This window comes from Mucilaginibacter sp. P19, assembly GCF_050632265.1.
In the GTDB taxonomy this organism is placed as follows: domain Bacteria; phylum Bacteroidota; class Bacteroidia; order Sphingobacteriales; family Sphingobacteriaceae; genus Mucilaginibacter; species Mucilaginibacter gossypii.
Map to the genome: position 1 here is coordinate 4,699,870 of NZ_CP192586.1, position 13,202 is coordinate 4,713,071.

Annotated in this window: 7 protein-coding genes and 1 pseudogene; 4 read left to right on the forward strand and 4 right to left on the reverse strand. The window is 41.9% G+C overall.

Going from position 1 to position 13,202, the window contains the following annotated elements; translation table 11 throughout:
• Positions 1 to 3: 3 nt before the first annotated feature.
• Positions 4 to 1,557, forward strand: coding sequence for a RagB/SusD family nutrient uptake outer membrane protein (locus tag ACQ86K_RS22765; RefSeq protein ID WP_091170006.1), 1,554 nt, complete (start codon positions 4 to 6; stop codon positions 1,555 to 1,557).
• Between the two features lie 441 nt (positions 1,558 to 1,998).
• Here ACQ86K_RS22765 and ACQ86K_RS22770 read toward each other — a convergent pair whose 3' ends face one another.
• Positions 1,999 to 3,471, reverse strand: a complete 1,473-nt coding sequence (locus ACQ86K_RS22770) for an RICIN domain-containing protein (RefSeq protein WP_091170008.1) — start codon at positions 3,469 to 3,471, stop codon at positions 1,999 to 2,001.
• An 841-nt stretch (positions 3,472 to 4,312) separates the two neighbouring features.
• On the opposite strand from ACQ86K_RS22770, the gene ACQ86K_RS22775 reads away from it, so the two are divergent.
• From ACQ86K_RS22775 to ACQ86K_RS22785, 3 genes are all read left to right on the forward strand, one after another.
• Positions 4,313 to 4,939, forward strand: coding sequence for a ligand-binding sensor domain-containing protein (locus tag ACQ86K_RS22775; RefSeq protein ID WP_431198854.1), 627 nt, complete (start codon positions 4,313 to 4,315; stop codon positions 4,937 to 4,939).
• Positions 4,940 to 5,057: 118 nt separating this feature from the next.
• On the forward strand, positions 5,058 to 7,487 hold the full coding sequence (locus tag ACQ86K_RS22780; protein ID WP_431198855.1) for an ATP-binding protein: 2,430 nt from the start codon (positions 5,058 to 5,060) through the stop codon (positions 7,485 to 7,487).
• A gap of 53 nt (positions 7,488 to 7,540) precedes the next feature.
• Complete coding sequence (locus ACQ86K_RS22785) at positions 7,541 to 8,425, forward strand: response regulator transcription factor (RefSeq protein ID WP_431198856.1); 885 nt, start codon at positions 7,541 to 7,543, stop codon at positions 8,423 to 8,425.
• A 422-nt stretch (positions 8,426 to 8,847) separates the two neighbouring features.
• Here ACQ86K_RS22785 and ACQ86K_RS22790 read toward each other — a convergent pair whose 3' ends face one another.
• The 3 genes and pseudogenes from ACQ86K_RS22790 to ACQ86K_RS22800 all read right to left on the reverse strand — a co-directional run.
• Positions 8,848 to 11,196 carry a glycoside hydrolase family 127 protein gene (locus ACQ86K_RS22790; protein WP_091170322.1) on the reverse strand — a complete coding sequence of 783 codons (2,349 nt, stop codon included), beginning with the start codon at positions 11,194 to 11,196 and terminating at the stop codon, positions 8,848 to 8,850.
• Positions 11,197 to 11,478: 282 nt separating this feature from the next.
• A complete protein-coding gene (locus tag ACQ86K_RS22795; RefSeq protein ID WP_431200916.1) occupies positions 11,479 to 11,997 on the reverse strand; it encodes an RICIN domain-containing protein in 519 nt (172 codons plus the stop codon).
• Positions 11,998 to 12,120: 123 nt separating this feature from the next.
• Positions 12,121 to 13,172, reverse strand: a pseudogene (locus tag ACQ86K_RS22800) (glycoside hydrolase family 5 protein); the annotation flags it as partial.
• Positions 13,173 to 13,202 lie beyond the last annotated feature (30 nt).

Consider the following 13,202-nt stretch of genomic DNA (forward strand, 5'->3'; position numbering starts at 1 on the left):
ATCATGAAAAGTATATATAAAGTCTTAACCGTATTAGCTGTTATTAATCTTGCAAGCTGCAAGAAAGGTCTGTTGGACAAGACCCCAAATGACCGCTTATCACCATCAACATTCTACCAAAATGAAACCCAGGTAAAAATGGCCCTGGTGGGTATTTACAATGCGTTACAGCCCAATGCAACGCCGGCACAATTTTTTCAGTTTGATTTTGAATCGGATAATGCCTATTGCCAGGATGCGTGGCAGGGTTCGAAGGAAGTGGGGGAATGGCAAACAACATCCAACAGTTGGGCCCCATACGCTAAGTGGACGCAGGATTACGCCATCATTTCAAGGGCCAACGAGTTCCTTAAGGAGGTTGCTGCTGCAAGCATTGATGCCACTGTAAAAAGCCAGATGGCGGGAGAGGCAAAGTTTTTACGTGGATATGCCTATGCTGATCTGATTGCTTACTTCGGCGATGTACCTTTAGTTACTCAGGTTCAAACACTTTCCGACGCTTATGTTTCCAGGACAGCCAAAGCCACTGTACTTACCCAGGTTGTAACTGACCTTACCGATGCGGCTGCGGCACTGCCAACCTCTTATTCGGGTTCTGACGTGGGCCGTGCAACAAAGGGCGCTGCCCTGGCCTATAAAGCAAAAGTGCTTTTGTACAACGGAAAATGGGCCGATGCTGCACAGGCTGCGCAGGATGTTATCGATCTTAAAGCCTATAGTTTATATCCAAATTACAGCTTGCTTTTTGATGAAACGCATGAGAACAACAGTGAGGTGATTTTTGATATTCAGTATATCCCAACCACCCAGCCACAGCCCTGGCCTTCATCTGCCTTATCTTTAAGTGTTTGGCCAACACCAAATGTTACCGCCGATCTGATCGATTCATATTACATGACCAATGGATTGCCGATAACCAACTCTGCTTCAGGATACAATTCGCAAAACCCTTATGTTAATCGCGACCCAAGACTGGCTTCTTCAGTGGTGTTGCCCGGCTCTCAGTGGGGTTCAACTACTTACATCCCCGCCACTGATGTAGTTCCGTCAGGGGCCCGTCCGCGTAAATACGCAGCAATTGGTATTGCCGACCCGAATAATTGCTCTTTAAATACAATCCTGATGCGTTATGCAGATGTATTACTGATCCGTGCAGAAGCCTTGATTGAATCCGGAAGTACAGCACCCGAAATCTATAGACTCATTGACCAGGTTCGGGCAAGGGTAAATATGCCAACGGTAGAAAGTGTGGAAGGAGCCGGTTTAAGCCAGGCACAATTACGTGCCGTTTTGCGCCATGAACGCAGGGTAGAGTTTTTTATGGAAGGCACCCGATATGCAGATATGTTACGATGGAAAGATCAATCCCTTGTTCATGACGTATATGGTTACGACAAATCGTTGCTAAAGAACCCGGCAAGCCCATCTACCTGGAAATTTAGCCAGGTTAAGTTAGAGACCAGGACATTTGACGCTGGCAAGGGGTGGCTTTGGCCGATTCCTCAAGCTGATATTGATATTAATAAAAAATTGTTGCCTAACAATCCGGGCTATTAGGGCTTCCGGACATTACGTCATTAAATGATGTGATTGTCCCCCTTCTTTAACTACAACCCTCGATAGGACTGCCGGTTACGGCGACCTATCGAGGGTTTTCGCATTATAAATGCATTTATAATGCATCTATCTTGTATCTTATTGAATATTCTACGCCCTATTAGTAAAAGATCGGAGAGTGTATGGCTGGTTAAAAGGGAATGACTTTCGAATGTGATCCCGCTCTATGTAAAACCTTCTCAAACAAAATTTAAACAGTCTCATTAAGATATGATGGATGTGCTTTTAAATTATTTTAAGAAACGGCTTTTAAAGCCTAACGAATTTAGAATCTCTATAATTATGAATTGATTGAAAAGTAAAAAGGCCGTCCTTGAGACGGCCTTCAACAATGTGTTTCTAAACTAAAGCGGAATGCTTACCCTGGCAATTAAATATGTTCTATTGAGCAATAAGTTTCCATTGCTGGTTATAACTTGAACCCTGTGGCCACTGCTGTACAGCTGATCCATTGGCAGTTAAACCTCCGGTATCAAGGCATTTGCCTGTGGTAAGATTAATTACCCTATAATAGCCATCTCCGGTTGAAACAAGCGACCAACGTTGGTTTGTACTCGTGCCTACTACATATTGTAAAACATTTGATCCATCTGCGGTATTAGTACCCACATCAAGACATTCTTTTCCGGTAACACAACTTAAAGTATAATAACCGGCAGTGTAGCTTATATTCCATTTTTGGTTATTACTTGTTCCTGATGCCCATTGAGCTACAGCTGCACCATCGGTTGTACTGCCCAGGTTATCGAGCATAAGGCCCGATGCACGGTTTTGAAGTTGATATCGCCCGTCGGCTACCGGCCCTATCCATACAGGTGAGGCAGTAAGTTTCCATGACCACCTGAACATATTGGCAGTACCCGGGCTAACCTCGGTAAGGTTATTATTTGCTGTATACCAGCGATAGGTATCAATGTCATTAACTCCGGACCATGCTATTGTTCCCATTGAATTATCCTTGGCATAGGCAAGCGATCCGGTCAGGAATGCCTGGTCAACATATACGCCGGTATCCCATTGCCACCAGAAGCTCATGTTCCTGAATGTTTCAATACCAACCTCGGTAACTATAGTACGAGATGCGTATGAACCTGTACGGGCCGACATGATATTATAGTAGCTTGACCAAACATTGTATGAGCCCCAGAACCACCAGTAGCAATGCAGTCCAAGATACTGGTTTGCTAACCTTGAATCGGCACCAACTGCAGTTACGTCGGCGGCATACCCGGTACCATCAAGGATACATTTTCCATCGGCCGGGCTGTAAGTGGTTAAGAAACCAGCATATAAGTTGTTCAGGTCGGTACTTGAATAATCAACCGGCTCGTTGATAGGTTCATATAATACCGATGTATTGTTTTTATATACATTATTTACTGTTGCCCACATGGTATGCCATTGTGCAGTATCAGGTACATGGTGTACCCCAACCGGCCAATAACAAAGTATTACTTTACAGCCGTTTGCCACAACCGCGTTAATTGCAGCCTGGTAAACCGGCCAATAAGTTGAGCTTGAGGCAGTCCAGGGGTTTATCGGCATCCTGATGGTGGTGCCGCCGCTTGTTTTAACGGCACTGGATATATTAGTGGCCAACGTAGCAGCCTGTGTAGCGGTAAGCGATGTTGTCATACCACTGGGCAATACAACCCTCCCATCTCCCTCGTTTCCGTTAGGGTCGGCCCAGTTTATACCCCTGAAACCGTTTGTATTGGTAGTTGAAAGGGCAAATGATTGTTTTCCAAATTTCTGGCCTGATAGGTCAGCGCCTTTTTGAATAGGGTTTTTAGAACAGCCCATGGCCAGGGCTAACAGGCAGCATAATGCCCCGGTAGTTAAATTTTTTCTCATAATTTTATATCAGGTGTTAAATAAGTAGCTCTTTTGATCAATCGGTTTTAATTTTTAATTACGGCGGGGCCCTTCCCAGCGTTAATATGAAGGGAATTATATCGGTCGGCAGTGAACTGACCGAATGCATATTCGGGCTCAAATCAAATATTATCATGGCAGATGTTTTGAACAATAGATTTTCTGCCGATAATTAACTGTCAATCACTGCGGCATGTAACCGTCAGTAATTAATTAGCCATTAAAAATGGCTATACGTAATGTCGGAGGATGAAAATCCGTGTTTATATGGTTGTCCTAAATTTCTTTTAAAAAGTAGGAATTGAAAAGGGGGTAAAGCCTCAATATTCAGGGGATAAAGTGGCATTTTATCAGGGTTTATTACAATAGCACAGCTTTTAATTTGCCTTTCCGCCGATTCAACGAATGCCTTTTGTTCGTAATTATTGTTATAAATACAATTAATAATTATTTACATTTGGATGCCTTATAAACTTAGTATTCCAGCATTATATGACAGGCTCTGCCAAAAGTTAAGCGAATTGATGAATCATTTTAATGAGCATTAAATGAGTTTTTGATGCCTATTGGTCCTTACAGGAAAATTCATCAAATGAACATCTAATACCTGGATATTAGAAAATTATTTGCAGGCACTTGTGGCACAGCCAACAAACTCTGTTTTTACATTGCCGAATTGTTGAAGGTTACAAGTGTATTAAGTACAATATTAAATGCATGGCCTGCCTAAGCCAAGCGGCGATAACTGGTTTATAGTGTAAAAAATGTTAGTGATGATACGGAGTGTTGTATTTGCCTAATTAAAAGTGATAACGGATTTATGCGTAAAGTTGTCTTGTTTTTTCTGATTAATCTTCTGTATGTCAGTGTTGTGAACGCGCAGGCTCCGGTAACTTTTCCAGCTAACGATGCAAGGAATTTTGCATTAAAATCATATACCACTCATGATGGCCTGCCATCTGAAAATGTAACAGTGGCACTTAAAGACAGCCGGGGGTATATGTGGATAGGGACGGATAACGGGCTTTGTAAGTTTGACGGCTACACTTTTGAAAGTTTAGTGAATATTCCCGGAAACACTGCGAGTATAAGTTCAAATTTTATCAGTGCGCTGGCCGAAGACAAGAACGGAAAGATATGGGTTGGCACCATGGACGGCTTAAACATTTTAGATCCCAATACTGAGAAGTTTGAACGATTTTATCATAGCGATAAGATCAAAGAGTCGGTAAGTAATAATAAGATTTTTTCGATCTTCTGCGACAGAGAAGGAACAATATGGATAGGTACGGATGATGGTTTTAATCAATATGTGTCAAATAAGCGATCTTTTGTTAGTTATAAACCCAATCAGAATGATCGATTTTCAATAAAAGGCAAGTCGGTAAATGCAATTGTTGAGGATGATAAAAAAACCTGTGGCTGGGAAACTGGAATGGTGGATTAAATAAATTCGATAAGGTAAGTAAACATTTCAGCAATTATCCGCAGACTGAATCTCAGCTTAAAAAAAGCCCCAATGATATTTGGAGCCTTTTTTACGATCAAAAAAAGGTTGCATTTGGGTGGGTACCTATTGGAGCGGCCTTTTTTGTTTTAATCCTAAAAACCAGCAATATACCCGGTTTTCAAGTCACGATAATATCAACGTAGGAGCTTTTAGCATTGATAAGGCTAATGACTCCACCTTAGTTGTTGGAAGTAACGGCGGGTTCTATTTTATAAATAAGGGTAATGGCCAATGGCGAAAGATTGGCGATATTAATAGTACTGCGGATGGATATGTTTATAATGATGGGGCCGGTATTATGTGGCTTTGTGGCAAAGACGCCTTAACAAAAGTTGATTTTACACAATATAAATTCCGTTTCATCCCCTTATCAATCGCGCCCCGCGAAGCAAAAAGTATGTTATTGCAAGGCAATATGTTGTGGCTGGCTACCAACGAAGGGCTTTATAAGTTTGATTTACTGAAGAAGACGACAAAGTTATATCAACATACCAATAATCCCTCAAGTATCAGCAGTAACCAGGTTGGTAAAATATATTTGGACAATGAGGGGGCGCTATGGGCAGCAACCGAAAATGGGTTCGATAAATTTGACAGCAGCAATAATAGGTTTATCCATCATTTTCACCATTCGGCCCTGAGTAATTTTTTTAACGAAGATGTTTTCAGGGATATTCTTGAAGTAAGGCCTCATGAATATTGGCTCGCCACAGATGCCGGTTTAAAGATTTACTATGAAGAAACACGGCAATTTAAACATTATTATAATGACGACAGAAACCTCAATTCAATTGCCAGTAACCATATTTATAATCTTTTAAAAGATAGCAAAGGCAATGTATGGATCGGAACAAGTGGAAACGGTGTTGATCGTTTTGATCCTAAAACCGGGATTTTTCACCACTATACGTATAATGATAAAATTGCAAGCAGCCTCAGTAATAATATTGTGCATTGCATATTTGAGGATAGCAAAAAGAATATCTGGATCTGCACAGCCGACGGGTTGAACAAATATGCTCCGGAAACCGATTCTTTTATTATTTATTCACGTAAAAGCGGATTTGTAAGCAACGTTTTCAACAGTGTGGTTGAAGATGAGGTGGGAAATCTTTGGATCAATTCTGCCACGGGGGTATCAAAGTTTACGCCCCAACCATTATCCATAATTAATTTTGATGAGGGCGACGGCGTATTTTCGCATTCGCTTATTTACAAAGCGGCAGATGGGCAAATTTATTTAGGGGGAAATTCAGGTGTAGTGGTATTCGATCCTTCAAAAATCAAGTTGAACGATAAAATCCCAGAGGTTTACTTTACCGATTTTCAGGTGTTTAATAAATCTGTAAAACCCGGTGCTGATTCACCATTGAAAAGACCTGTTGGTACAGCAGATACTGCCTTTCTTAACTATGATCAAAATGTATTTTCAATTGAATTTGTTTCGCTTAATTATACTCATCCGGAAAAAAATAGTTATAGGTATAAACTGGAAGGCTTTGACGAAAAATGGAATTTTAACGGTAACCAACGAAGGGTTACTTACACCAACCTTAATCCCGGAACTTATAGATTCAAAGTTATAGCAAGTAATAATGATGGTATCTGGAACAAGACGCCCAAATCCCTGATCATCATTATTTCGCCGCCATGGTACCGTACCTGGTGGGCATATACAATTTATACCATAATCATTGGCGGGGTAATTTACCTGTATCTTTTATACCGGGACCGTCAGGCTAAATTAAAATATGAAATCCAGATAGCTCACTATGAAAGCGAAAAGGAAAAGGAGCTCAGCGAACGAAAGCTCGCCTTCTTTACCAATATTTCGCATGAGTTCAGAACACCATTAACGTTGATCATTAATCCTATTAAGGAACTTTTATATAATGAAAAGAAGGCGGTAGATACCTCCAATTTAACCATTGTTTACAGGAACGCACGCCGGTTATTAGGTTTAGTAGATCAGTTGCTGCTTTTCAAAAAGGCCGAATCGGAATCTGATCAATTGAGGATAAGTAATGTTAATATAATCGATTTATGCAGGGAGGTTTATTTATGCTTTGTACATGAAGCAAAAAGAAAACACATTCAACTTGAATTCATATCACCAACCGATTGTTTGAATGTTTATATCGACCGGGAAAAAACAGAGATCGTGCTGTTTAACTTGCTCTCAAACGCGATGAAGTTCACTCCAAAACTCGGTAGAATTCGTGTTTGTGCAGGGGAATTTGAACAGACAGTTTCAATAATCGTTGAGGATACCGGCTGTGGAATCCCACCTGAAGTTGGCGAAAGACTTTTTAGCCGGTTTTACCAGGTGTCTGATTTGGCCAGTACGTCAAACGGAGGGTTTGGCCTTGGACTTTATCTTGTTAAAAATTTTGTAGAGCGTCAGGCCGGAACTGTTGAATATCACAGCGAAGCGGGAAAAGGGACAGCTTTTACAATCACTTTAAAAAAGGGAAATCGCATTTAAAAGATCAGATCATCTCAGAACATCCAACAGCTACTTCTGAGTTTTTAAAAGAGTTGATCGATTCTGAAACTACAGCCAATGATATAGTACCCGCAGCAGATCAGGGTGAGGAAGTAATAGTGTCTGACCTCAAAACACTGTTAATCATCGATGACCATGAGGATATGAGAGAGTATCTCCGCCAGATATTTAAACTTGAATATAATGTTCTTGTAGCGCCAAATGGTGAGGATGGAATCAAAATTATTAATGAGCAGTGGCCGGATATAGTCATATGCGATGTGATGATGCAGGGCATGACCGGGATAGAAGTTTGCGCCGCTATTAAAGAGAATATGACAACATCTCATGTTCCCGTTATCTTATTAACCGCCAGTGCATCAAATGAAATTAAACTAAAAGGTATTGAAGGAGGCGCCGACGATTATATTGGAAAACCTTTTGACAAAGACATCCTGAAAGCACGGGTTAGCGGGTTGCTTAAAAGCCGAAACACACTTCAGCAATACTTTTATAATGAAATTACGCTGAACAACAACCCGCACACTATCTCTATCGAGTACAAAAGATTTCTGGATTCCTGTATCCGCATTGTGGAAGATCATATAACTGATCCTGATTTTAATCTGCAATCCTTAGCCTCCGAATTAAATATGTCTTATTCGGGCATCTACAAAAAAATCAAAATGATTTCAGGGCAGCCAGCCAATAGCTTCATAAGAGCTATCAGATTGCGAAAAGCCGCACAGCTATTTGTTCACAGCGATTTAAATATACTGGAAACCGCTTACGCTGTTGGAATAAAAGATATAAAATATTTTCGTGAGCAGTTTAAGAAAGTGTTTGATTTAAAACCTTCTGAATACATCAAAAAATTCAGGAAGAATTTTAAAAACGCCATGGTTTACCAGGGGAGCGAAAGGAAAATAAACCTGTAATACCTGTCTTGTTTATCCTTTTTTGAAAAGTTAAACTTAATCTTAGCCGGTAAGTTATTGGCTATTTTAAACCTATCCCGGCTCGTATGCATTTGACTATACTTTACTTTTTGATTTTTTGAAGAAGTAATATTATAAAAAGTCGTCCGGTAAACCGTTTCCCAACGGAAAAGCAAAACATTACTGCTTACTTAATCTTATACGCATTATAGGAAACGTGATGAATATTATGTAGTAAGGTTCCGGACAGCCGGGTTCTAAAGGCAAGAATAATTTTAGGTTAAACAGCGGTTTACTTCTGAAAAGCACACAAAAAAGGGCCTTTTTGAGGCCCTGATAGTATTTATATGTATCGAATAAATTTTACCGGACAATAGTGAACCGATCCCGTTATTGCAACACTTTGGAACGGATTTAAGCCCTCAATTATTCAAAAGTCGTATTTCATAAACAGGCCCGGCCATTGCACCCTTATCCGCCTGAAATTTTACCCGAAGACTTTGGTCTGCGTTGTATTTCAAATCTACGGGCAGGTCATATTCAACGGTATAAAAAGCGTCACGTTTACCGTCCTTTAAATCAACTTTCACCAGTTCCTGCTCATTTAGAAAAATGCTGAATTTATGGTTCCTTTCCGTCCCAAAATACGTAACACTAATCTTTTTTGCTGCTTTATCTTTATCAGTCAGCTTATAGCTAAACCAGCCTGTAGCAGCCCTGAAGTGCCTGTTGAAATTAACATCGGCAAAAGAATTTTCCTTTTCCATGAAATGATCTGATTCAGGCTGTTGCTCACCCGGAGTCAGCATATCGATGGTATTAGCAGCCAGTTTTGCTTCCTTCGCATCCTCCTCCGCTAACTTAGCCTGCAATTCGCCGAAGCCTTTGGCTGATTCTTTTCGCCAGTACACAACATAGCGTGCATCCTGGATCTTGTAAAACGGCACCAGCTTCAGGTTTCGGTATTTAGCCGGGTAAATTAACCGCACGGCAGTGAAGGACATTGGTTTATTTTTATCAGCAACTATCATCGGGGCATCATCAGCAGAATCGCTTACAAAAACCGGCATATCAGTAAGCTTATAAAGGTTACCCGCAGCAACATGCCCCATCCTGCCATCATCAGCCTCACGGCCTTTTTGGGCAATTGTATCAATCACTGAAGCAAGTACGATGGGCCCGTGCAGCACGGCTTCATAATTAGAGCCGTCAGGAAGTTTCTCCGTCGTTGTCTGCATCGGTAATTGGACGGTGATGACATCTCCTTTCCTCCATTTTCTTTTTAGCTGCACATATGATAACGGCTGAGCTGTAACTTGAACAGGCCGGCCATTGATGTTAATTGAAAGCGCGCTGGCCTTTACCCATGATGGGTACCTGATGTTTATCCCGAATGCGCTATTGCCAGTCTTCAAAATCTTCAGCCTTGTTGTTTCCTTGTCAGGGAACCCTGTTTCCTGCCTCATTTGCAAGCCTTTTTGCTTCCATATAAGTTGTGATGGAATAAACAGATTAACATATAGCTCATTATCTGAATGGCTGTAGATCATTTCACCATACTTTGAATGATTTTCCATCCCGGAGCCAACGCAGCACCACATGCTTGTTTGTGGCTGGGAGTAAACCCTGTAATGCCCGGGGCGCATTGGAGTAAAGTAAACAAAACCACCCTTCCCCGGCCGTTGGGTTGTAAGGATATGATTATACAACGCCCGTTCGTAATAATCGATATACGCAATATCCGGATTTGACATGTACAGATCTTCGGTAAGCTTAAGCATGTTATAGGTATTGCATGTTTCGGGTCCTTCAACACTGGAAATCATGGTTGAGAAATCTGTAGCAGGGTTAAAATGTTCCCTTACGCTGTTACCACCTGTTGCTACCGACCGATGATGTACCACGGTTTGCCAAAAGAACGTCGCAGCATGATTGTAAGCGGTATCACCGCTGTAATCAGCAATCCGCTTAAAACCTATCACTTTGGGGATCTGCGTATTTGCATGTAAATTATCCAGTTTATCCTGACCTTTTTCAAGCGGTTGAAGGAGAGCCTGGTGAGAGAAACTGTAGGCCGCGTCAAGGTATTTCTTTTCCCCGGTGATGCCGTATACATCTGCCAGTACCTCATTGACGCCTCCATGCTCATTCCCAAGCAGTTGCTGCATTTGTGACTGGCTAAGTGCAGTACTGATGTTGTAAAACCAGTCTGCCAGTTTAATCAGCATGACTTTTGCTGTTTGGTTATTTTCATACAGCCAGGCATCGCGCAGGCCGGCAAATACTTTATGAATATTATAAAAAGGCACCCATTTCTTATTGAAATCTGTAAAATCACCCTTCATCACCTGGGGCCAAAGTTCGCGGCTTCCAGGCACGCCACCCAAATATCCGTCACCGTTTTTGTCCTGGCACAATTTAAGCTCATTGATCATGTAATCAAGGCGCTGGCGTATACGGTTATCACCTGTAGAAGCATACATCATAGCCAGGGCAGAAAGATAGTGCCCGCCGATATGCCCATCCAGGCCTGAGTTTTCCCAGTTTGTATAGCTTTTAGCTTTTTGTGGCAGCCCCGCCTCCCTTCTAAAAGGCGCAAGCAGGCGGTCGGGCTGCAGGGCAAGCATATAATTGAGGTCTGTCTGCTCCTGTTCTTTAAAAATCCCCGGTAATAGCTTGACATCCCCTAGAGGGAAGCTTTTGACAACTTGCTTTTGTTGCGCCCACAGCAAAAATGGGCTAAGAATTGATAAAAAAGCGATGCGTTTCATAATTGGGTTTTCGTCGGCAAGATACACCATTAAGTGTTAAAACAACAATAAAAAACTACATCATGGAAAAAGTCCGCTATTCTAAGGGGCTGTTTGATAAAGAATGGAAAGTTTTTGTAGGATGCATCGCATACGTTTCCGGGCGGCCTGGCCGATTTAAAGACTAAAAAAGCAATCGATGAAAAACAAAAGCCTTTAAATCGCTAAATCTGAAGGCTTTTTGTTTTTGCCTTTTTACCTATCAATAGCCTAAAAAGGCCATAATTCTTTCCAATAGTTACATTATATTTTCACAAAACCCCATTGCTGATTACGGTTTCCGGAATAAGTCCATTGCTCAACTGCAATGCCGTTATTAAGTGAAGCTCCGGTAATGTCCAAAGCCTTCCCACTGTTGGCATTGATAATTTTATAATATCCGTTGTCGGTTAGCTGAATTGACCATTTCTGATTTGCGCCGCCACTGTAGTCCCATAAATCTATCTGCCCGCCGTCAGCCCCGCTCCAGCCATAAACTTCAAGGCACTTTCCTGTGGCGTGCATAGGCGTTAACCTGTAATAACCACCTCCCGCATCTTCCACTTTAAATTGCTGGTTTGCCCCTGCTAAATAGTCCCACTGATCGGCCTGTGTTTGATTAGCAGTGCCCCAGCCGGCAAATTCCAGGGCTTTAAAACTGTTTCTGCTGTAAATCTGATAAACCTGCCCAACCTGAATCGATGAAGACGTATTGTTTTGCCCGCCCTGTATTACTGCGGCTAAACCTTGTTGATCGGCCGCTCCGTTAGTTTGCCTGCTCATAAGCCTGAATGCATTATTACCCGTCGCGCCGTCATCAAAATAAAACGGACGCAAGCCATATTGTAATGCTTTATGGGTAACATAATTAAGATAATACGCCCTGCCTGCAAGATGCAATGTTAACGCATCTCCCGTCAGTGTTGTGGACCGCCGGATAGCTCCATATTCGCCCAATATCACCGGAATGCCCTTGTCAATGAACTTAGACTTCATCAAAGGAAACTCTGCAACTGCATCCGACTCCTCACCATAGGTGGGATTCCTTGAAGCATCCGTTGTAGAATGGTAGCCATTGCCCCAATAATAGAACATACTGCCCCAGCTTGCATCTGATGACAAACCGGCAAAATTAAAGGGAGTATAATAATGCACTTCAACCATCAGTCGATTGGATGCTGGATCTGTAGGCAAGGTATTCATTAAACTGTTGGTATTATCAATGTTAGTACCCGGCCCCTGGATAAGGAGTACCCTGTAACTGTTATGCCCACCAGTTGACCGCACCGCATTGACAAACGTTTGGTGATAAGAAAGCAGTACCCCCATTCCCGTAGCATCAGATACTGCAGGTTCATTTGCGCTGGCAAATATCACATGCTCGTCAAAGCCTCGCATTTGAGTAGCTATTTGTTCCCAAAAGGCTTTTTGTTTGGCACTAACTGCGGCCTGTGCGGCGGTGGTACAATTGTTCTCCAGCCACCCCCGTCCCAATGTATGTTCAATATCACATATAAGCCGTCATTAACGCAATATTGAACAACCTGCTGCACCCGGTTAAGCCACGATTGCTGTATTTGCCCGGTGTTTTGGTCAGAGTACTGGTCCCAATCACAGGGAATACGAATTGCCGTAAAACCGGCTTTCTTTACTCCGTCGATAAGTGCCTGTGTAACTAATGGATTGCCCCAGGCAGTTTCTGATCCACTTGCTTCCAGCGTATTACCTATATTCCACCCCAATTGAAACCTTGCTGCAAGCTGTGCGGCTGTACTGGTTACCCCTGTTTGATCAGGCGCAAGAGGCGACGTATTGTAATTTGGATAACTGGTTATAGCCAATGTTTTAACTGCTTTGGAAACAGGCAGCTTAACAACCGGACTGGCAATTTGTTGCTTTTGGCACCGGGTAAACAATAAAATCGCGGCTACGCTGAAAAAACAGTTAAGTGTTCTCATATTTAAATATTAATTGGTTTATAGCAAAAA